Origin of the sequence: Psychrobacillus sp. FSL K6-2365, from assembly GCF_038003165.1 — a bacterium.
Classification (GTDB): Bacteria; Bacillota; Bacilli; order Bacillales_A; family Planococcaceae; genus Psychrobacillus; species Psychrobacillus psychrodurans.
On sequence record NZ_JBBOOO010000001.1, the window covers coordinates 4,307,931 to 4,328,709 of the forward strand.

Annotated in this window: 23 protein-coding genes; 2 read left to right on the forward strand and 21 right to left on the reverse strand. The window is 35.1% G+C overall.

Features of this window, described 5'->3' with window-relative positions:
* Positions 1–260 precede the first annotated feature (260 nt).
* From dnaB to rpsF, 7 genes are all read right to left on the reverse strand, one after another.
* Complete coding sequence (gene dnaB, locus MKY29_RS21860; protein ID WP_093495563.1) at positions 261–1,619, reverse strand: replicative DNA helicase; 1,359 nt, start codon at positions 1,617–1,619, stop codon at positions 261–263.
* Positions 1,620–1,631: 12 nt separating this feature from the next.
* Complete coding sequence (rplI, locus tag MKY29_RS21865; protein WP_090567356.1) at positions 1,632–2,081, reverse strand: 50S ribosomal protein L9; 450 nt, start codon at positions 2,079–2,081, stop codon at positions 1,632–1,634.
* Positions 2,078–4,054, reverse strand: coding sequence for a DHH family phosphoesterase (locus tag MKY29_RS21870; protein WP_340880758.1), 1,977 nt, complete (start codon positions 4,052–4,054; stop codon positions 2,078–2,080). Before MKY29_RS21870 ends, rplI begins: the two co-directional genes overlap by 4 nt.
* Before the next feature lie 12 nt (positions 4,055–4,066).
* Complete coding sequence (locus MKY29_RS21875) at positions 4,067–5,008, reverse strand: YybS family protein (RefSeq protein WP_241598635.1); 942 nt, start codon at positions 5,006–5,008, stop codon at positions 4,067–4,069.
* Positions 5,009–5,232: 224 nt separating this feature from the next.
* Positions 5,233–5,469 (reverse strand): 30S ribosomal protein S18, encoded by a 237-nt coding sequence (gene rpsR, locus MKY29_RS21880; protein WP_090567348.1) that lies wholly within the window; start codon positions 5,467–5,469, stop codon positions 5,233–5,235.
* A gap of 49 nt (positions 5,470–5,518) precedes the next feature.
* A complete protein-coding gene (gene ssb, locus MKY29_RS21885) occupies positions 5,519–6,022 on the reverse strand; it encodes a single-stranded DNA-binding protein (RefSeq protein WP_093495566.1) in 504 nt (167 codons plus the stop codon).
* Between the two features lie 39 nt (positions 6,023–6,061).
* Positions 6,062–6,370 (reverse strand): 30S ribosomal protein S6, encoded by a 309-nt coding sequence (rpsF, locus tag MKY29_RS21890; RefSeq protein ID WP_090567343.1) that lies wholly within the window; start codon positions 6,368–6,370, stop codon positions 6,062–6,064.
* Between the two features lie 166 nt (positions 6,371–6,536).
* Between rpsF and MKY29_RS21895 the strand changes: the two genes are divergently transcribed.
* Entirely contained in the window at positions 6,537–7,085 is a 549-nt protein-coding gene (locus tag MKY29_RS21895; RefSeq protein ID WP_340880763.1) for a DUF3267 domain-containing protein, read from the forward strand.
* A gap of 342 nt (positions 7,086–7,427) precedes the next feature.
* Here MKY29_RS21895 and ychF read toward each other — a convergent pair whose 3' ends face one another.
* The 3 genes from ychF to MKY29_RS21910 form a co-directional block, all read right to left on the reverse strand.
* Complete coding sequence (ychF, locus tag MKY29_RS21900; RefSeq protein WP_093495568.1) at positions 7,428–8,528, reverse strand: redox-regulated ATPase YchF; 1,101 nt, start codon at positions 8,526–8,528, stop codon at positions 7,428–7,430.
* 86 nt (positions 8,529–8,614) lie between these two features.
* A complete protein-coding gene (locus MKY29_RS21905) occupies positions 8,615–8,815 on the reverse strand; it encodes a DUF951 domain-containing protein (protein ID WP_090567336.1) in 201 nt (66 codons plus the stop codon).
* Positions 8,816–8,857: 42 nt separating this feature from the next.
* On the reverse strand, positions 8,858–9,676 hold the full coding sequence (locus MKY29_RS21910; protein ID WP_093495569.1) for a mechanosensitive ion channel family protein: 819 nt from the start codon (positions 9,674–9,676) through the stop codon (positions 8,858–8,860).
* 64 nt (positions 9,677–9,740) lie between these two features.
* On the opposite strand from MKY29_RS21910, the gene yyaC reads away from it, so the two are divergent.
* Positions 9,741–10,352, forward strand: coding sequence for a spore protease YyaC (gene yyaC, locus MKY29_RS21915; RefSeq protein ID WP_241598636.1), 612 nt, complete (start codon positions 9,741–9,743; stop codon positions 10,350–10,352).
* Here the strand turns inward: yyaC and MKY29_RS21920 are convergent.
* From MKY29_RS21920 to rpmH, 11 genes are all read right to left on the reverse strand, one after another.
* Entirely contained in the window at positions 10,308–11,012 is a 705-nt protein-coding gene (locus tag MKY29_RS21920; RefSeq protein WP_093495571.1) for a DUF554 domain-containing protein, read from the reverse strand. The two genes, yyaC and MKY29_RS21920, sit on opposite strands and share 45 nt — an antisense overlap.
* 64 nt (positions 11,013–11,076) lie before the next feature.
* Positions 11,077–11,913, reverse strand: coding sequence for a ParB/RepB/Spo0J family partition protein (locus tag MKY29_RS21925; RefSeq protein ID WP_090567323.1), 837 nt, complete (start codon positions 11,911–11,913; stop codon positions 11,077–11,079).
* Positions 11,906–12,667, reverse strand: coding sequence for a ParA family protein (locus MKY29_RS21930; protein ID WP_090567320.1), 762 nt, complete (start codon positions 12,665–12,667; stop codon positions 11,906–11,908). The genes MKY29_RS21925 and MKY29_RS21930 overlap by 8 nt, the downstream gene beginning before the upstream one ends.
* 136 nt (positions 12,668–12,803) lie before the next feature.
* Positions 12,804–13,676 carry a nucleoid occlusion protein gene (noc, locus tag MKY29_RS21935; protein ID WP_090567318.1) on the reverse strand — a complete coding sequence of 291 codons (873 nt, stop codon included), beginning with the start codon at positions 13,674–13,676 and terminating at the stop codon, positions 12,804–12,806.
* A gap of 91 nt (positions 13,677–13,767) precedes the next feature.
* Complete coding sequence (gene rsmG / locus MKY29_RS21940) at positions 13,768–14,484, reverse strand: 16S rRNA (guanine(527)-N(7))-methyltransferase RsmG (protein ID WP_090567315.1); 717 nt, start codon at positions 14,482–14,484, stop codon at positions 13,768–13,770.
* A 23-nt stretch (positions 14,485–14,507) separates the two neighbouring features.
* A complete protein-coding gene (mnmG, locus tag MKY29_RS21945) occupies positions 14,508–16,397 on the reverse strand; it encodes a tRNA uridine-5-carboxymethylaminomethyl(34) synthesis enzyme MnmG (RefSeq protein ID WP_090567312.1) in 1,890 nt (629 codons plus the stop codon).
* A gap of 22 nt (positions 16,398–16,419) precedes the next feature.
* Positions 16,420–17,805, reverse strand: coding sequence for a tRNA uridine-5-carboxymethylaminomethyl(34) synthesis GTPase MnmE (gene mnmE / locus MKY29_RS21950; protein ID WP_093495574.1), 1,386 nt, complete (start codon positions 17,803–17,805; stop codon positions 16,420–16,422).
* Positions 17,806–18,131: 326 nt separating this feature from the next.
* Positions 18,132–18,881: an RNA-binding cell elongation regulator Jag/EloR gene (gene jag, locus MKY29_RS21955; RefSeq protein ID WP_093495575.1), complete on the reverse strand. Its 750-nt coding sequence runs from the start codon at positions 18,879–18,881 to the stop codon at positions 18,132–18,134.
* Positions 18,878–19,648 carry a membrane protein insertase YidC gene (yidC, locus tag MKY29_RS21960; RefSeq protein WP_090567303.1) on the reverse strand — a complete coding sequence of 257 codons (771 nt, stop codon included), beginning with the start codon at positions 19,646–19,648 and terminating at the stop codon, positions 18,878–18,880. The genes jag and yidC overlap by 4 nt, the downstream gene beginning before the upstream one ends.
* Positions 19,649–19,713: 65 nt before the next feature.
* Complete coding sequence (gene rnpA / locus MKY29_RS21965; RefSeq protein WP_090567300.1) at positions 19,714–20,061, reverse strand: ribonuclease P protein component; 348 nt, start codon at positions 20,059–20,061, stop codon at positions 19,714–19,716.
* A 63-nt stretch (positions 20,062–20,124) separates the two neighbouring features.
* Positions 20,125–20,259 (reverse strand): 50S ribosomal protein L34, encoded by a 135-nt coding sequence (rpmH, locus tag MKY29_RS21970; RefSeq protein WP_090567297.1) that lies wholly within the window; start codon positions 20,257–20,259, stop codon positions 20,125–20,127.
* Between the last annotated feature and the right edge of the window lie 520 nt (positions 20,260–20,779).

Below are 20,779 nucleotides of genomic sequence, written 5' to 3' on the forward strand. Positions count from 1 at the left end.
GTCAACTGATTTAATGCAAAAACACGAACACAAAATGCACTATTACATTTATTGTTCGTGTTTTTATCATCAAGTTCTGCCATTATTAACTATTTTTTAAAAGTACTTACCAAAAAGCTTAAACACTTGCACTTTTCTAGTCTAGCTCCAGCGCCTAGCCCCTCGAGTCGCTTCAGGCTTTCAAGTAAAGGCAAAGAGCGCTTTTACGTGAAATCCTTCCAGCGCTTGTCAGGGCTACATAGGCGCTTGCACTTTTCTTATTACGCTGGGGGTGCTGCTTGGTGTTGACTCCAGTCGATGTTAACGAATTTGTTAAACTCTTTAACAAACGCAAGTGTAACAGTTCCAGTTGGACCATTACGTTGTTTAGCAATAATAATCTCTATCATGTTCTGATTTTCTGTTTCTTTATCGTAATAATCTTCACGGTACAGGAAAGATACAATATCTGCATCCTGCTCAATAGATCCAGATTCACGTAAATCAGACATCATCGGTCGCTTATCTTGACGTTGCTCAACTCCACGGGATAACTGAGACAAGGCAATTACAGGGACCTGTAATTCACGAGCTAATCCTTTTAAGGACCTGGAAATTTCCGAAACCTCTTGTTGTCGGTTAGCTTGGCTGCCTCCACTACCTTGAATTAACTGTAAATAATCAATCAAAATCATCCCTAAACCAGACTCTTGTTTTAATCGACGACACTTAGCACGGATTTCATTTACCCGAATACCCGGAGTATCATCAATATAAATACCTGCATTTGATAGACTTCCCATCGCCATTGTAAGCTTACGCCAATCCTCGGTTGTAAGTGCTCCTGTACGAAGTACCTGTGCATCTATATTCCCCTCTGCACAAAGCATACGCATAACTAACTGTTCCGCACCCATCTCTAAACTAAAAATTGCTACGTTTTCATCTGTTTTAGTCGCTACATTTTGCGCAACATTCAGAGCAAATGCTGTTTTCCCTACAGAAGGACGGGCAGCAACAATGATCAAATCATTTCTTTGGAAACCAGCTGTAATTCTGTCTAAATCTCTAAACCCTGTCGGTATACCAGTAACATCGCCCTTTCGTGTATGAAGTTTTTCTATATTATCGTATGTTTCCACTAAAACGTCTTTAATATGCTCGAAATCACCAGCATTTTTTCGGCTTGCGACTTCCATCATTTTTCTTTCGGCTTCAGCTAATAATGCTTCTACTTCATCTTCCCTAGTAAAACCATCTTCTACTATGGTAGTAGCTACACGTATTAAGCGACGTAAAATAGATTTTTCTTCTACAATTTTGGCGTAATATGCTATGTTGGCGGCGGTTGGAACTGCATTGGCAATTTCACTAATATATGAAATTCCCCCTACATCTTCTAGCTCTTTTTTTGCAGAAAGTTCTTCAGTTACGGTTACAACATCTATTGCCTTACCTTTATCACTTAAATGAAGCATAGTCTGGAATATCTTCTGATGTGCTACACGATAAAAATCTTCAGCGAGCAAGATTTCTCCAGCGGTAATTAATGCCTGTGGTTCTAAAAATATTGCCCCAATGACAGATTGTTCGGCTTCTTGGTTATGCGGCGGTACACGGTCCAACATTGGATCGCTCATTGACCTCTCTCCTTACGATTCTTCTGCAACAAGAACTTTTAATGTCGCTATAACTTCATGATGAAGTTTCACAGGGACGTTCGTATATCCTAATGCTCGAATTGCGTCATCTAATTCCATTTTGCGTTTATCTAATTTAATACCATGCGATTTCTCTAATTGAGAGGCAATTTGTTTCGTTGTAATTGAACCAAAAAGTCGACCGTCATTTCCAGACTTTGCTTTTAACTCTACTGTTAATTGCTCTAATGTTTCTTTTAATTTGTTTGCTTCTGCTAACTCTTGAGCCGCTTCTTTTTCAGATTTTTTCTTTTGCCCTTCAAGAGCACTTAATGCAGCTGCATTTACTTCTACTGCTAATTTGTTTTTTAGTAAAAAGTTATGAGCATAACCATCTGCTACATTTTTGATCTCGCCTTTTTTTCCTTTACCTTTTACGTCTTTTAAGAATACTACTTTCATTCTTCATTTCCTCCTTCAATTGTATCTGTAATTGCATTTTTTAGTAGTGATATTGCTTCGTCTATCGAGGTATCTTCCAACTGACAGGCGGCATTAGTTAAATGCCCTCCACCATTTAGTTTTTCCATAATAATTTGAACATTGATATCACCTAATGATCGGGCACTGATCCCTAACGTGGAATCACTTTTCCGCCCTATCACGAAAGAAGCTGCCACATTATTCATCGTCAACAAAATATCCGCTGTTTGAGCAAGCAATACCTGACTATAAGAGACGTTTTCCATGCCGTTAGCAATAGCAATGCCATCTCTAAAAAACTCTACATTTTGGACTATTTTAGAGCGTTCAATATAAGTATCAATGTCTTCCTTCAACATTCGTTGAACGAGAATTGTATCTGCACCATGCGTACGTAAATAGGATGCCGCTTCAAATGTTCTTGCTCCTGTACGTAGGGTAAAGCTTTTCGTATCTACAATAATACCAGCAAGCATAGATGTTGCTTCTAACATAGATAACTTTTCATTTTTCGGTTGATACTCAATTAGTTCAGTTACTAATTCTGATGTAGAGGATGCGTATGGTTCCATATAAACAAGCATCGTATTTGAAATAAATTCTTCTCCACGTCGATGATGATCGATCACAACAATCTTCTCTGCCTTTTGAAGAAGCTTTTCATCAATAACTAAGCTCGGTTTGTGTGTATCTACTACCACCAATAAAGTTTTATCTGTAATTTTGCTTATTGCTTCTTCTGGGCTTATAAAACGATTATACAACTCCGGTTGTTCCTTAATCTCATCCATTAAACGAATCACGCTATTGTCTAACTCATTAGTGTCCAAGACAACGTAGCCTTCTACTTTGTTCATCCCAGCCATTTTTCTTACCCCAACAGCTGAACCAATTGCATCCATATCGGGCATTCTATGCCCCATTACAAACACTTGGTCACTATCTTGTATTAAATCTCGTAGAGCATGGGAGATAACTCTAGCTCTTACGCGCGTCCGTTTTTCTACTGGGTTAGTTTTACCACCATAGAACTTCACTTTTCCACTTGTATGCTTAATGGCAACTTGGTCTCCACCGCGTCCTAATACTAAATCTAAGCTAGACTGAGCTAGTTCACCAAGTTCTACTAAGGAAGTGGATCCTGCACCAACACCTACGCTTAAAGTAAGGGCAAAGCCAAATTTAGAAGTAGTTTCTCTTATATCATCCAATATGGAGAATTTACTTTTTTCTAATTCTACTAAAATGGATTCATTAAAAACAGCTAAAAAACGATCCGAAGAAATCCGTTTTACATAAATACCATATTTAGCTCCCCAATCGTTTACACAAGAAGTAACAATGCTATTGAGTCTTCCTCGTGTTTGATCGTCCATACCCTGTGATATTTCATCGTAATTATCTATAAACAGTACGCCAATAACTGTTCGATCTCCATAATATAACGATTCCATTTCTACTTGTTCCGTTATATCAAAGAAATACAGAAGTTTTTCTTCGGCTTTATAAAACACTTTATAATTTTTATCATCTAAAGAGATGATCATTTCTTTTGATTCTTCTTGTTTCTTAAGCTGTTGAAAATCTTTTGATATAGAAAGAAGCTCCTCACCAATAATCGTATCGAATGGAAGCTGCTGCGTCATGTATGGATTTGCCCATTCAATGATGTAGTGTTCATTTATGAGTAGTATCCCAATTGGCATTTCTAATAAGGCTTCTTCCCCTACCTTTTTCATCCGATAGGAAAGAGTTTCAATATGTTTTTCTGTCTCCTCATATACACGCTGTTCAATAATCCACGCATAGATAAATACACCAATTACCATTAGAGCGAATAACAATCCAATCAATGTGTTGGTAGACAGTAATAAATAAGTCGCAACCCCACTAAGTAGTAAGAACAGTATGAGTGGATATCGAATTGGCCGTTTCCTAAAAAAAGATGCCACCAGATCAGCTCCTTACTTTTTGTATCTGTCTTTTATAAATCCTCTTATATTAAATCCTAAGTCTAATACCCCTACTATAATAGTAAACATGTACAGCGGAACTGCAAAACATGTTGCAAGTATCATTAACCATTTGGACAATCCTTTTACATAAAAATAGTAGTGTATGAAAGAAACCCCTTGTAAGAACAAGAGTGCTCGTAATATTAAAGCCGCATTAACAAATACTAAATATCCAAACGTACCTACTTCAAATGTAACAATCAACGAGAAAATGGATACGATTAAATAATACCACAACACCGCTTTTGGTAATCTAAAATCCATGAATTTAGAAAACTTAGGCACATCTAATTTCAACTTTTTTAATAGTGATAGGTTAATGATTAAATATAGCCAAGCACTGATGAACACCAGTCCAATAATATAACTAGGCATAACAGATTCAATAAGCGATATTATTTGTCCAACTAACTCATCATACCCCTCCGGCACTTGACCTACGACAGACATAATATTTCCCAGTTGTTCGTAGTATACTTCAAGGGTTGTGATAAATTGCTTCAAAACATTCATATTGAAAAATAAATTTGATATTATGTATTGTACAGCCGACATTAAAAGTAAAAAGATGCCGGTAGTCATCAGCATATAAAGCTTTGACTTTTTAGCTTGAATCAAGTCTCCTATAATAAAACCTAATGGAGGGACTAATAATCCAAAAATTAATCCAGAAACTCCACCAATTATAAAAGAAAGTAAAATTGCAATTGTCGTTACAAATGCAGCATGTTTTCTTTCAAACTTTGCACTGTACCAAGCAAGAGGTAATGGCACAATGAATAAAGTTAAAAACCCGAGTACTGGAACGGTAAAAGACGTTCCCAACAAAATAGCGAAAAGTGCAATCGTTATAAATCCATACTTTAAATAATTTGTTTGATTTCTTTGCATTTAGGAACCTTCCTTTAATGTAATCATCTATTTATTGTAACAGATTGTTTACAACAACTAAAATTCGACATACTGTAGAGAAAAATTGAAATGTCTATGTAAGCCTTGAAAAGCATTAGAAGAATTACAATAAAGGCTTCTTTCGTAGAGGAAAGTCATTCTTAAACAATTTGAATAAATAGTTACAAAAAAAAGACCGGTTTCCCGGTCTTTCTAATTTATACTTATCTCTCTTCAGAAGAGAATGGAAGTAAAGCCATGATACGAGATACTTTAATAGCTCGTGTTAACTTACGTTGGTACTTCGCACTAGTTCCTGTCACACGACGTGGAAGAATTTTCCCACGTTCTGACACGAATTTTTTCAACAAATCTACATCTTTATAATCGATGTGCATGATATTGTTTGATGTGAAGTAACAAACTTTACGGCGTCTTTTGCCTCCGCGACGTGGTGCCATATTTGGTTGCCTCCTTTTCGATTAAAGTAAACATGCTAAGTGATGCTTTTTAGAATGGTAAATCGTCATCCGATACTTCGATTGGCCCACTACTATTAGAAAAAGGATCCTCATCTACACGTGTATAGTTTTGCTGATTCATTGGTTGGTTTTGCTGATATGAAGGTGTTGAAAATTGCTGCTGTCCGTTACCGCCAGGTGATTGTCCACCTTGGTTACGTTCTCCAGAGCTATTACGTGGTTCTAAGAACTGAACGCTGTCTGCAACAACGTCTGTCGTATAAACACGTTTTCCATCTTGTCCTTCATAACTACCCGTTTGAATGCGACCTTCGACTCCAGCTAAACTTCCTTTTTTTAGGAAGTTCGCTGTGTTTTCAGCTTGCTTTCTCCAAACGACACAGTTGATAAAATCAGCTTCTCTTTCACCCGATTGGTTGGAGAATGTACGATTTACAGCTAGTGTAAATCTTGCCATTGCAACACCACTTGGTGTGTAGCGAAGTTCCGGATCTTTTGTTAGTCTTCCAACTAAAACGACACGGTTAATCATCAGTAAACAACCTCCCTCGATCAGCTTTTTTAGTCAATTTTATTTTTTTGCTTTAACTTTAATATCGTCGATACGAACAGCAATGTGACGGATAATGTCTTCATTGATGTTAGCTAAACGTGTATACTCATCGATTGCTTTTGAATCAGCATTTACTTTAACGATTTGGTAGAAACCTTCACGCAAGTCATTGATTTCATAAGCTAAGCGGCGTTTACCCCACTCTTTTGCTTCGATGATTTCTGCACCATTTGAAGTTAAGATTTCTTGGAAACGCTCTACTAAAGCTTTCTTTGCATCTTCTTCAATTGCTGGTTGAATAATGTACATTAATTCGTACTTTCTCATCTATTTACACCTCCCTATGGTCTTTGGCCGACTATGAAAAGCCGACAAGGAGCAAGTAATTCTATTACTCACATCAATGAATTGTAACATAGTTTCTCAAACGTATCAAGGAAGATTGTCATTATTTTACTCATTCATGTATATTTATTTTAAATAGGAGGATTATATGGAAAATAATGAAGAAACATTAGTTGTAATCGATATTGATCTAAAAAAGGTAGCATGGGAAAGTATTGGATTAACTGTAGGTCTATCTATAATAGGAATACTTCTATTTCCTTGGTTATCTAATGTTACAGAAATAACTTTCTCATTTTGGGACTTCCTTTGGTTTTTTATCGGTTATATAGTATTAATCGTTTTACACGAATGCTTTCACCTTGTTGGGTTTTGGGTATTTGGTAGAGCTCCTTGGAGTAGTATGGATTATGGGGTTAATATTCAAATGGGTGTAGCCTATGCAACTACTACTATTCCCTTACAAAACGGTGCCATGAAAAAAGCATTATTACTTCCTTTCTGGATTACCGGTGTTTTACCAATGATTATGGGCTTTTGGTTGGGTTCTCTTATGCTGGTTCTATTAGGTGCTTGGCTAATTGCTGGTGCTGCGGGGGACTTTGCTATGTATAAAGAACTCAGAAAATATCCAAACGACTTATTGATCAAAGATGATCCAGTGAAGCCTAGGTTATATGTATTGAAAAAAAATTAACTTTATTCATTTAAGAAAAACCGGCTAAAAAGACGCCCGGTCCTCTAAAAACATTGAGACGTAGATATGCCGTTGACTGTTACGAAGGATGGAAGCAATCCGTGGGCACAGCTTCAGCCGTTCCAATCAACCATGTACATAAATTGATAATTGTAAGCTGGATCATCTAAATAAACGAGAATTATATAACTGAAATTATACGATATTCATTCTTTAAAGTCTTATGAACCAAATGTTCACGGTACTTCTTATAAACTTTCTTATCTTTCAAAAAAAGGATCAGTGATTTCTCACTAATCCTTTTTTACATATTCAGAACATATATTGTAAATACTTTTATTTTTATACGTTAAAGCGGAACAACATTACGTCTCCGTCTTGTACAATATATTCCTTACCTTCTAAACGAACCTTTCCAGCTTCTTTTGCAGCAGCCATTGATCCAGTTTCAACTAAATCATCATAAGCTACTGTTTCCGCACGGATAAACCCTTTTTCAAAGTCAGAGTGAATAACCCCTGCACATTGAGGTGCTTTCATCCCTTTAAGGAATGTCCAAGCTCGAACTTCTTGTACACCAGCTGTGAAATAAGTTGCCAAACCTATTAATGAGTAAGAAGCTTTGATTAACTGATCTAAGCCTGATTCTTTTATTCCTAATTCTTCTAGGAACATTGTTTTCTCCTCATCTTCTAGTGCTGCCATCTCTTCTTCAATTTTTGCACATATTAGTATTACCTGTGCGCCTTCTTCGGCAGCAAATGCACGCACTTTTTGTACGTATTCATTTTCACCCTCTGCCATAATATCATCTTCTGAAACGTTTGCAACGTAGAGCATTGGTTTTGTTGTCAGCAAATGAAAGCCTTTTACTACGCGTTGCTCTTCTTCTGTAAATTCAACTGAACGACCAGATTTTCCTGCTTCAAAAGCCTCTTTTAAGCGAGTAAGAACTGGTTCTTCTGCTAGCGCCTCTTTGTCTCTTTGTTTTACCATTTTAGTTACGCGAGCTAAACGTTTATCAACGCTTTCTAAATCTGCTAATATCAACTCTAGGTTAATCACTTCAATATCAGAGATTGGATCCACTTTTCCAGATACATGTGTAATATTTTCATCTTCGAAACAACGTACAACCTGGCAGATTGCATCTACTTCACGGATATGTGCAAGGAACTTGTTCCCAAGTCCTTCCCCTTTACTTGCACCTTCTACAATTCCTGCTATATCTGTAAATTCAAATGCAGTAGGAACTGTTTTCTTTGGCACTACTAATTCTGTTAATTTATCTAAACGTGCATCGGGTACTTCAACTACCCCTACGTTGGGATCGATAGTAGCAAATGGATAGTTTGCTGCAAGTGCTCCAGCCTTTGTTATTGCATTAAACAATGTAGACTTTCCTACGTTTGGTAATCCTACTATTCCAGCAGTTAACGCCATATATGTCACAACCCTTCATTATTTTAAACCATAAACTTTATATACAACTTGTTCATTATATTGATTTTAGCGATAAAAGTCTATCATTACTCAGCATCAGCTTGCACAATCAGCCTTTTCATCTTCTTTTCAAACTCTTTTCTTGGTATCATTACACTATGTTGACAGCCTTCGCATTTTATACGAATATCAGCACCCATTCGTATGATTTTCCAAGCATTCGTACCACATGGATGTTGTTTCTTCATTTCTACTATATCGTTTAGTTGAAATTGTTTCTTTTCCACTTTATCACCTACTTATTTTTCTTTAATAAACAATCACTGGAATTATGAGATTTTAATACCTTTTTGTTCAAGAAACTCTACTAAATCTCTTCTAATTTTTCTTGAAACACTGTTCTGTTTTGTAGGTACAGTCTCAGCGGTAAAGCGTACTACTATTTCGGAGGCATTAAAACTCTGTATTCCAAGGTAACTAGGTTTTTTAACAAGTTCCTCGTATTTGTTTGGTAATTCTTTCAGAAACTCCTCAATGTTTTTTTCCATTGATAGAATATCATTTTCAGGTGTAACGCTAATATCTATTAACGCCAAGGAGTTATAAATTGAATAGTTTATAACGACCAATATGCTGCCATTTGGAATTATGTGAAGTTCCCCTGTATAACTTTTCAATTTTGTTGTACGTAAACCTATTTCCTGTACAATTCCATTAGCTGTCCCTATCTGTACTTGATCTCCCACCGCAAATTGATCTTCAAATATTATAAAAAATCCTGTAATGACATCTTTCACTAAACTTTGAGCACCAAAACCAACTGCTAGACCAACAATACCTGCACCAGCAAGCAATCCAGCTACTTTTATACCAAAAGTAGTCAAAATAGCTATAATAGCACTAAAATACACAACATAAGTTAAAACATTTTGAAGAAGCTTCATCAATGTATTTTGCCTACGTTCTGAATAGCCTAAGGGGCTCCTCTGCCTAACTAAAAAAAACTTTTGGATTATGCGTTTCCCAACTCTTACCGCAACAGCAGATACTAATAAGATGAGCACTATTTCAATAAAAATTAACCCAAGTTGCCCCCAAGTCTCTTCTTTAAGTAAATAATCCTTCAAACTTTGAATTTTTGCTTCCATACTAGTTATTTCACCTCATTTGAATAAATAATTTCCTAGATGCATATACTAGCTTAAAAAGAAAGTGAGTAATTATATGAACTCTTCTGCTACTACTATTACCGAACCTTCTACAATTTATTATAAGGAAACAGGTGCAATTTGGCGATTAAGCAACTACTTTATAGAACAAATTCCATTTGACCATCCAAATCTAGTTTTTTGCTGTATTGGTACTGACCGCTCTACTGGGGATGCACTTGGACCAATGACAGGTTCTTTCTTATCACAACTTAAATCATTTCCATTTGAAATTGTTGGTACATTGGACAATCCCTTACATGCGCTAAATATTGAAGAAATCACGGAAACCATCCTCAGTTCACCTAAATCCCCTTATATTATAGCTATAGATGCTTGCTTAGGGAACGTGAATAATATTGGACAGATTATCGTTCACCCTGGACCTTTATATCCCGGAAAAGCGGTGAAAAAAGAATTACCGCCAATCGGTGAAGTCTCTATTAAAGCAATCGTAAATATCGGAGGTTTTATGGAATATAATGTTCTTCAAAGTACTCGACTTCATCTAACTTACGAAATGGGAAGAGTCATCTCTCGTGCACTACTTTTAGCTTGGCATCGATATAATTTAAAAGTTATAAATAATAGCAACAGCAATACCAACAATAACTAGACTTGGCAATAGATTTGCAACTCTTACTTTTGTTATACCTAATAGATTAAGACCAATAGCAATAATCATAATACCGCCAGTTGCTGTCATTTCTTGAAGAAACAATTCAAGTGCAGCTTCTGGTATTATTTTTGTAATTTGAGTAGCAAACAAAGCTATTGCTCCTTGATAAATAGCTACAGGAATTGCAGAGAAAAGAACGCCTATTCCTAGAGTTGCTGATAGTACAATAGACGTAAATCCATCAATTATCCCTTTACTGATTAATAGTTCATGGTCATTTTGTAAACCACTGTTCAGAGCTCCTAATACTCCCATTGCTCCTATTACAAATATTAAGGTACCTGCAACAAATCCTTGCGCTATACCTCCCCCTTGTTTTTTAGAGCCCATTTTAGTCTCCAAGTATTGAGCAAATTGATTCAACCATTTATCCAAATCAATCCATTCACCTATTACACCACCAAAAACAATACAAATTATAATCAACACAAAATTATCACTTTCTAATCCCATCTGGATACCTAGTAAAGCAACTGCTATCCCTATTGCGTTCATAACGGTTTGCTTCATATTTTCAGGGATTCCTTTTAATAATCTACCAATTAATGCACCCGCTACTATTAAGATAGCATTTACTAATGTCCCTAATAAAACCATCACCATGCCTCATTCCAGTAATAAAAATATAACCTATTCCTAGGCATGCCTAAGGAATAGGTTCTTAATCTTCTAATAACTGTAATATCCTTTCTAAATCATCATCTGAATAAAACTCAATTTCAATTTTACCTTTATCCTTGTTTTTAATAATCGAAACAGGAGTACCGAATATTTCTCTTAACTCTGATTCTTTTTCTTTAGTAAAAATGTCCTTTTGGACTTTTTTTGTTTCACGTGGAACATCTTCATTTAAACGTTGAACTAAAGATTCTAGTTGTCTAACATTTAAATTTTCCTTAATTGACTTTTGCATAATTAACGGTATAGTCTTTTTCTTCTTTAACCCAAGAAGTGCTTTCCCGTGACCCATCGATAAAGTCCCATCGGAGATTGCATCTCTGACAACTTGAGGTAAAGATAGTAAACGAATATGGTTTGCTATATGCGGTCTACTTTTTCCTAATCTAAAAGCAAGTTGCTCTTGAGTTAAGTTTAAATGTTCTATTAAATTTTGATATGCCTCTGCCTCTTCAATTGCTGTTAAATCTTCTCTTTGAAGATTTTCAAGAATTGCAAGCTCCATCATCTGCTGATCATTAAGTTCTCTTATAACAGCAGGAATTATTTCTAAGTTTGCTAACTGAGATGCTCTAAATCTTCTTTCTCCAACTACAATCTCAAATCTCGAACCTTTTTTCCTTAAAATAATTGGTTGCAGAACACCATGCTCTTTAATAGATTCGGAAAGTTCCTTCATAGCTTCTTCATCAAATATTTTACGAGGTTGAAATGGATTTGGTTTAATATCGCTTATGAGGATTTGTTCGACTTGCTCTAATTGGTCTAAATCTTCCCCAGGGAAAAGTGCATTGATACCCTTTCCTAATCCTTTAGCCATTACGGATCACTTCCTTCGCTAGTTCTAAATATACTTCTGCTCCTCTAGACTTCGGATCATAAATGATAATTGGTTCCCCGTGACTTGGTGCCTCACTTAGCCGTACATTTCTAGGAATAATTGTTTTATACACTTTATCTTGAAAGTATTTTTTTACTTCTTCAATTACCTGAATCCCTAAATTTGTCCGAGCATCGAACATTGTAAGTAACACTCCGTCGATAGCGAGGTTCTTATTTAAATGCTTTTGAACTAAACGTATTGTACTTAACAATTGACTTAAACCTTCTAAAGCGTAAAACTCACATTGTACTGGAATAATAATTGCATCAGAAGCAGTTAATGAATTAATCGTCAATAACCCTAGAGATGGTGGACAATCTATAACAATATAATCATAAAGGCCTTGTACTTCCTGTAATGCTCTTTTTAATCGAACTTCTCTGGAAATGGTAGATACTAATTCTATTTCTGCACCAGCCAAAGAAATAGTAGCGGGAACTATATGTAAATTCTCAACTTTTGTTTCTAGGATGGTTTCTTTAACACTAACATCATCAATGAGTACATCATAAATACATTGCTGAACCTCACCTTTATTGACTCCTACTCCACTGGAAGCATTTCCTTGTGGATCTATATCAACTAGTAATACTTTTTTCCCCAAGTATGCAAGGCAGGCACTTAAATTCACAGATGTAGTTGTCTTCCCTACCCCACCTTTTTGATTGGCAATTGCTATAATTCTTCCCACACTTGCACCTACTTTCTAGCTATATTAATGGCCACTATTACATTCTATCAAATTTTGAATGAAAAATGGGTGTTATTCTTGTTACAAAAGAAAAACTCTCGCAAATTAGTTGCGAGAGTTGAAATAAGATAGTATATTATGATTTCTTTTTAGGTATTTTTACTGTAATTTGATAAAACTCTTCTGTATCTTCTTCTTCTGTTTTAATGTCAATACCACTTTTTGTTACCATTGAGAGAGATTGTTTAATCGTATTTAATGCAATACGGACATCTTTACTTACTAATTTTCTTTTTGATTTATCCTTTTTACCACTTTTTACTGGTGGGTTAATAATTTCATTAACCTTTTCTTCTAACTGCTTCACATTCCAATGTTTTTCAATAGACATGTTCATCAGTTCTAGTTGCGTTTCTTTTTCTTTAACAGCCATTAAGGCACGAGCATGTCTTTCCGAAAGTTCTTTTTTCATAATAGATTCTTGAACTTCTTGAGGTAACTTTAATAATCTCAGTTTGTTTGCGACTGTAGATTGTCCCTTACCTAGACGTTGCGCTAATGCTTCTTGAGTTAAATCATGCAATTTCAATAATTTTTGATAAGCTACTGCTTCTTCTATAGCTGTTAGTTCCTCACGCTGTAAGTTTTCTATTAATGCAATAGAAGCAGTTTCTTTATCACTTAAATTACGGATTATTGCTGGAACCTCTGCCCATTTTAACTTAGTCATTGCTCTAAAGCGACGTTCTCCAGCAATTATCTCGTACTTTTCATCCTCATCCATCTTACGTATAATGATTGGTTGAATCACTCCGTGAGTATGAATGGTTCTTGCTAGTTCTTCTATTTTATCATCATCAAAAACAGTTCTCGGTTGATATCTGTTAGGTACTATTTTATCAATTGAAATATTTAAAACTTCTTCTAAATGGGTTTGTCTTGGCTCTATCATTTCTTCCTGCCCTTGTTTTTCAGAACTACCAAAAAAACGTGAAAACGGACTTTTCATCTTACTCGCACCACCTTTTCGAAACTCTATACACAAAATATTCACGATTAAAGTAATTATACATTAAATGTTTCACGTGGAACGTTCCTCATTAAATAATTGGTGTTTTGTTTGGAATACCTGGTTTTCGAGGGTATCTTTTCGGTGTGCTTTTAGTTTTAGAAAAGACATACAACGTTCTTTCACTTTTTTCTATTGGTAACAGAAATGAATAATCTGCAGTTTTTTCTGCACCTAAAACGGATAACGCTTTAGAAGCATCTTTTAGTTCTTCGGAAGCGCTAGCTGCTTTCATTGCTATAAACTTCCCTCCAACTTTTACTAAAGGAAGACAAAGTTCGGATAAAACTGAAAGTCTTGCGACAGCTCTTGCAGTTACAATATCATAATTTTCTCTATATTCCTTATTTTGTCCAAAGTCCTCTGCGCGAGAATGAACAAAATGAACATTTGTCAACCCAAGTTCCTGACTTAGATGGGTTAAAAACTGAATTCTTTTATTTAATGAGTCTACTATTGTGACACTTAAATTAGGAAAACAAATTTTCAAAGGAATACTAGGAAACCCTGCACCTGCTCCAACGTCACAAACAGAGTACTTTCCTGTGAAATCTTCATAAAAAGAAGCACTAATGGAATCGAAAAAATGTTTTAAATAAACTGATGCTTCGTCAGTTATTGCTGTTAAATTCATCTTTTCATTCCACTCCACTAGTAGCTTAAAATATATTTTAAATTGTTCTACTTGTGTACTACTCAATTCTATTCCTTTTTCATGAAGGGCTTGTACAAATTGTTCTTCGTTCATGTAGTTCTCCTCATCATTTTAGACTATCCACTGATTTTGGCTATTTTTCCTTGTTCAATATATATAAGAAGAATAGAAATGTCAGCTGGATTTACTCCTGAAATACGAGATGCTTGAGCAATTGATAATGGACGGACTTGCATTAGTTTTTGTTTTGCTTCTGTAGCAATACCATTGATAGCATCGTAATCAATATTTTCAGGAATTTTTTTGTCTTCCATTTTTTTAAGTTTTTCTACTTGCTGAAGAGATTTTTCAATATACCCTTCATACTTAACTTGTATCTCTACCTGTTCTTTTTCTTCTAAAGATAATTCTACATCAGAAGGTGATAATTGAGCTACTAAATCATAATTCATTTCAGTTCGTTTTAATAGGTCTGCAGCACGAATTCCATCTTTCAATTCGCTACCATCCACACTTCGTATTAAAGCTTGGGTTATTTCATTTGGTTTTATCATTGTCAAACGTAACCGAGCTAACTCATCTTCTATTCTTTTCTTTTTCTCTAAGAATTTATTATAACGTGTTTCTGGAACTAAACCAATTTCATACCCAACTTCTAATAATCTTAAGTCCGCATTATCGTGACGAAGTAATAACCGATATTCTGCACGCGAAGTAAGTAGACGATAAGGTTCATTCGTCCCTTTCGTTACTAAATCATCAATTAATACACCAATATATGCATCCGATCTACTTAACACTTTTTCTTCTTTCTTTAATGCTCGTAAACCTGCATTTATTCCTGCCATCAAGCCTTGTCCTGCTGCTTCTTCATATCCAGAAGTCCCATTGATTTGACCTGCTGTATATAAATTTTTTACTCTTTTAGTTTCTAATGTTGGCCATAATTGTGTCGGTACCATTGCATCATACTCAATTGCGTATCCGGCACGCATCATTTCTGCATTTTCAAGTCCTGGAATAGATGTTAGAAGCTGACGCTGTACATGCTCTGGAAGACTTGTAGATAATCCTTGAACATAAACCTCACGTGTATTTCTTCCCTCTGGTTCTAAGAAAATTTGATGACGTGGCTTGTCATTAAAACGGACTACTTTGTCTTCAATTGAAGGACAATATCTTGGTCCAGTTCCTTTAATCATACCAGAATACATCGGTGATAAATGTAGATTATCATTAATAATTTGATGTGTTGTTTCACTTGTATAAGTTAACCAGCAAGGTAATTGATCCATAATGAATTCTGTTGTTTCAAAGCTGAATGCTCTTGGAACATCATCTCCAGGTTGGATTTCTGTTTTGCTATAATCTATTGTTTTACTGTTTACACGCGGTGGAGTTCCTGTTTTAAAGCGAACTAGATCAAATCCTAATGCACGGATACTGTCTGCTAATTTTATGGAAGGTTGCTGATTATTTGGTCCACTTGAATATTTCAAATCCCCAATAATAATTTCACCACGTAGGAATGTTCCAGTCGTTATTACGACTGTTTCTGCACGATAAATTGCTCCAACCTGCGTTTCAAGTCCTACAATTTTATCGTCTTCTACTATTAAGTCTTCTACTACAGCTTGATGAATAGTTAGGTTTTCTTGTTCCTCTAGAAGGCGTTTCATCTCATGTTGGTATAATACTTTATCTGCTTGCGCACGTAGTGCCCGAACAGCAGGTCCTTTTCCTGTGTTCAACATTCTCATTTGAATATGTGTTTTGTCTATAACTTTTCCCATGGCCCCGCCAAGTGCATCTATTTCTCGCACAACAATTCCTTTTGCAGGTCCTCCGATCGATGGATTACAAGGCATAAATGCAATCATATCAAGATTAATTGTTAGAACTAAGGTATTTGCTCCCATTTTAGCAGCTGCTAATGCTGCTTCAACGCCAGCATGTCCCGCTCCAACAACAATCACATCGAACTTGCCCGCTTCAAACTTCGGCATGTTCGTAACTTCCTCTCGTTTTTTATTTTCCTAAACAAAATTGTGAAAATAGTTGATCAATCAAACTTTCTTCTACTGTATCTCCTGTTATTTCACCTAATATTTCCCACGTTCTAGTTACATCAATTTGTATCATATCCACAGGCACATCACTCTGTGCTGCTTCTAATGCATCTGTAATAGTAGATTTTGCTAACGTCAATAAAGATATGTGACGAGCATTTGAAACATAAGTCAGATCAGAAGCCTCGATTGTACCCTCAAAAAATAATGAGGCAATCGCTTCTTCCAATTCATCCACACCTTCTTCTTTTAGTAAAGAAGTAGTAACAATACGTTTATGTCCAGACAAATTTCTTACTTCATTTATATCTATTTTTGTTGGTAAATCAGTTTTATTGATAATAACGATATAATCCATTCCTTTAATTGTTTCTAACAATCTTCGGTCTTCCATCGTTAACTGTTCAGCACTATTCAATACAAGCAATATAAGATCAGCTTCTGCTAGTACCTGTCTAGATTTTTCTACGCCAATTCTTTCTACAATATCTTCTGTTTCTCGAATACCTGCAGTATCAACTAATTTTAATGGAACACCTCGTACATTAACGTACTCTTCTATAATATCTCTCGTTGTTCCTGCTATATCCGTCACAATTGCTTTATTTTCTTGTATTAAACTATTTAATAGAGATGACTTCCCTACATTTGGTCTTCCAATAATCGCAGTAGAAAGTCCTTCACGTAGAATTTTACCTTGGGATGATGTTAAAAGTAATTTCTCAATTTCTTTGCTGACCCAAGTACACTTTTCGATCATCAGTGGAAGTGTCATTTCTTCTACATCATCATACTCAGGATAATCTATATTTACTTCTACTTGCGCCAATGTTTCTAAAAGTGCTTGCCTTAATGTTGCAATAAGTCTTGATAATCGACCGTCCATTTGACCTAGTGCAACATTCATTGCTTTATCTGTTTTTGCTCTTATTAAATCCATTACTGCTTCTGCTTGTGACAAGTCAATTCTTCCATTTAAAAAAGCACGTTTGGTAAACTCACCGGGTTCTGCAAGTCGGGCACCGTTAATTAATACTAACTGTAGAACACGATTAACAGAAACTAATCCTCCGTGGCAGTTTATCTCAATTACATCTTCTCTTGTAAAAGTTTTTGGACCTTTCATTAAGGACAGCATGACTTCTTCTACAACCTCATTCGTTTTTGGGTCAACTAAATGTCCGTAATGAATGGTATGAGATGCCTGGTCAAATAAATCTTTTCCGTTTGGTGAACGAAATATCTTATTTGCTATAGCTATTGCACTAGATCCACTAAGTCTAACTATTGCAATGGCACCTTCCCCCATTGGAGTCGAAATAGCAGTTATTGTATCAAATTCCACAGTTGTCCACCTCCTTACAAATCCACACTTATCCACATGTGTATAACTAAAACGAACACGACTATCTAACATATAACAATACCATAAAACAACCAAAATCAGAAGTATAGATACTTTTACATATGTGAACAAAAATACCTAGCATTACAAAAATCATTTTTTTGAATTTTACTATTAATAATAGAATATTCTAGTTTTTCTCATTGAGTACTACTCATTTATTTTATTGTCACCAAAGACTACTCATATTTTTAATGCTCTAATTTTTGTTAAACAGCAAGAAAAACGGACTTCAGTGTATTACTTAGCTGAAATCCGTTGAAAGATTATTTAATTGGTTCAATGACTAGATAACGATTTGGATCTGTTCCGACTGAATAAGTTTCTATATCTATTCGCACAGATAGTGCATTATGAATTATTTTTCGCTCAAATGATGACATCGGTTCAAATTCAACTTTGCTGCCAGTCCGAATAGCTTTGTCTGCCATTCTTTCTGCTAGTTGCTCCAATGACTCTTGTCTTCTTTCGCGGTAATTCCCAACGTCTAATTTAATAATGATAAAGGAATTAGAAAACTTATTGGCAACTAGTTGTGATAAGTTTTCTAAAGCATTTAATGTTTGTCCACGCTTCCCTATTAAGATAGCTGCCTTCTCGCTATTCAGGTGAAGATGAATAAACTTTCCTTCTCTTTTCTCATTTATAACTAGGTCATCAATATGCATTTCTTTTGCAATCTCATTTATATAGTTTTTTGTTTCTTCTACTGCTTGTTCATTTGTTTCTATATTAATTGGTTCTTCTTCTATAACCGATTCTGTTGCGACTGTCTTTCCTAGTTCGGCTACTTCTTTAACTTTTTCTTTTTCTTGAACTTTTTCTACTATCACTTCTTGCTCTTTATTCAAAACAGTTACTTCAACAACTGCAGGCTTCGTTCCAAATCCAAGAAAACCTTTTTTACCTGCTTCCACTACCTTAATTGACACGTCATCTCTTGAAACACCAAGCTTTTCAAGTGCAACTGTTATAGCTTCTTCTTTTGTAGGTGCAGTTTGTGTAATCTGATTCATTTTTTTGGTCCTCCCGTTTTAACAGGTTCTGTTTTTGGTTTGTTCCAAGGTTTGTAAATGAATAAATTTTGAATGATTGAAATAATATTTCCAATAACCCAGTAAAGAGTCAAGGCAGCTGGTAATACGATACCAAATCCCATAATCATAAATGGCATAATATACATCATTAGTTTCATTTGAGGATTATCCATAGCTGGACCTGTACGTAAAACAACTAATTGCATAAGACCAGCTAGAATAGCTAGGAAAATACTAGGTTCTGCTAATGCAAACCCTATAAAATCTCCAAGATTAATTTCGGGTGTATTATTCATACGACTAATTGCATGATAGAAACCGATTAATATAGGCATTTGAATGAATACGGGTAAACATCCAGCAGCAGGATTAATTCCTCTTTCTTTAAAGAGTGCCATCATTTCTTGCTGATACTTTTGTTGTGTGACAGCATCTTTTGAGCTATATTTTTCTTTTAACTTTGTTAATTCAGGTTGGACTTCTTGCATATTTTTAGAGCTTTTTGTTTGTTTAATCATTAATGGCAGTAATACTAAACGAATAATTATCGTTACCGCAATAATACCCAAACCATATGTCCCTAATATTTCTTTAAAATACGTAATAGACGATACTAATGGCCATACGATATATTCATTCCAGAATCCTTCTGAATTATCATAGATTGGCTCATTAAATTCCGTACATCCTGCTAGTAAGGCAGTAGTTACTATTAATAATAGTACAAGTGATAAACGTTTATTCAACCTTCTTCCCCCTAATAAGTCTTATATATCTCTTCTTATTATCTTACCATTTCTATAAAAAGTTACTACAAACTTTTCTTCTTTAATACTTTAGCTACTTTCAAAACATGTTCCATACTTTTTTTGGTTTCATGAAAGTCTAACTTGGCCGCCGGATTTCTGGCGATAATAATATAGTCCATGTTTGGAAAAACTTGATCATGTATTTCAAGGAAGGTTTGTCTAATATATCGCTTAATACGATTACGGACTACTGCATTTCCTACTTTTTTACTGACAGATAATCCAACCCGATAATAATCTTCTTCTTTATTTAAGCAGTACACTACAAATTGTCTATTCGCGAAGGATTTACCCTTTTTAAAAATTGTTTGGAACTCTGCATTCTTTTTAATACGTTGTTTCTTATTCATCTACTCACCAGCTCCAACTAATCGTTTTAAAAGAAAAAAAGACCACTGAAATGGTCAGTGGACTTATGCTGATAATACTTTTCTTCCTTTAGCACGACGGGCTGCTATTACGCGACGGCCGTTTTTTGTACTCATACGTGCGCGGAAACCGTGATTTTTGGCACGTTTACGTGTATTTGGTTGGAATGTACGTTTCATCTATATGACACCTCCTGAGTGATCATCTTCAATCTTCTTAAGACAGTCTCCGATATTATATATAACTTACAGTGGTTTTGTCAATGACTTTCATTAACTCTCTCTTATCTATTTAGTAACAAGCAGTTATCCACAATTAGAAGGGAATCTTTTTTTTGTCTTGTGCATAGAAAAATCTCGCTAAAAATTATCCACAACACTTATGAACATATTTTTCACATATTATTCTACTGTGGACAACTTGAATTGTTAATAATTAAATAATTGTGGATAACTCTTAAAATTCTTGTAATCTCAATGATTTTTTGTTACGATATTTGTGTTTTACTTTTTCAAAAATATTTCACCCTTTTTCTTTATCCACAGTTGTTAGTAATCTGTGGATAAGTTTATTCCCATAACTTTATAAAGTTTATCCACAATCGGTGGATTTGTGTATATGTCGAATTTTGTTATACATATTTAAATTTTTGAGAAAAGAGATTTAACTATCAAATCTATAGTAAAGGAGACTAGATAA

Coding starts and splice junctions, on each gene's coding strand:
- dnaB (WP_093495563.1), bottom strand. CDS start 1,619: ATGAGCGATCCAATGTTGGACCGTGTACCGCCGCATAACCAAGAAGCC.
- rplI (WP_090567356.1), bottom strand. CDS start 2,081: ATGAAAGTAGTATTCTTAAAAGACGTAAAAGGTAAAGGAAAAAAAGGC.
- MKY29_RS21875 (WP_241598635.1), bottom strand. CDS start 5,008: ATGCAAAGAAATCAAACAAATTATTTAAAGTATGGATTTATAACGATT.
- rpsR (WP_090567348.1), bottom strand. CDS start 5,469: ATGGCACCACGTCGCGGAGGCAAAAGACGCCGTAAAGTTTGTTACTTC.
- ssb (WP_093495566.1), bottom strand. CDS start 6,022: ATGATTAACCGTGTCGTTTTAGTTGGAAGACTAACAAAAGATCCGGAA.
- rpsF (WP_090567343.1), bottom strand. CDS start 6,370: ATGAGAAAGTACGAATTAATGTACATTATTCAACCAGCAATTGAAGAA.
- MKY29_RS21895 (WP_340880763.1), top strand. CDS start 6,537: ATGGAAAATAATGAAGAAACATTAGTTGTAATCGATATTGATCTAAAA.
- ychF (WP_093495568.1), bottom strand. CDS start 8,528: ATGGCGTTAACTGCTGGAATAGTAGGATTACCAAACGTAGGAAAGTCT.
- MKY29_RS21910 (WP_093495569.1), bottom strand. CDS start 9,676: ATGGAAGCAAAAATTCAAAGTTTGAAGGATTATTTACTTAAAGAAGAG.
- MKY29_RS21920 (WP_093495571.1), bottom strand. CDS start 11,012: ATGGTTTTATTAGGGACATTAGTAAATGCTATCTTAATAGTAGCGGGT.
- MKY29_RS21925 (WP_090567323.1), bottom strand. CDS start 11,913: ATGGCTAAAGGATTAGGAAAGGGTATCAATGCACTTTTCCCTGGGGAA.
- noc (WP_090567318.1), bottom strand. CDS start 13,676: ATGAAAAGTCCGTTTTCACGTTTTTTTGGTAGTTCTGAAAAACAAGGG.
- rsmG (WP_090567315.1), bottom strand. CDS start 14,484: ATGAACGAAGAACAATTTGTACAAGCCCTTCATGAAAAAGGAATAGAA.
- mnmG (WP_090567312.1), bottom strand. CDS start 16,397: ATGCCGAAGTTTGAAGCGGGCAAGTTCGATGTGATTGTTGTTGGAGCG.
- jag (WP_093495575.1), bottom strand. CDS start 18,881: ATGAATCAGATTACACAAACTGCACCTACAAAAGAAGAAGCTATAACA.
- rnpA (WP_090567300.1), bottom strand. CDS start 20,061: ATGAATAAGAAACAACGTATTAAAAAGAATGCAGAGTTCCAAACAATT.
- rpmH (WP_090567297.1), bottom strand. CDS start 20,259: ATGAAACGTACATTCCAACCAAATACACGTAAACGTGCCAAAAATCAC.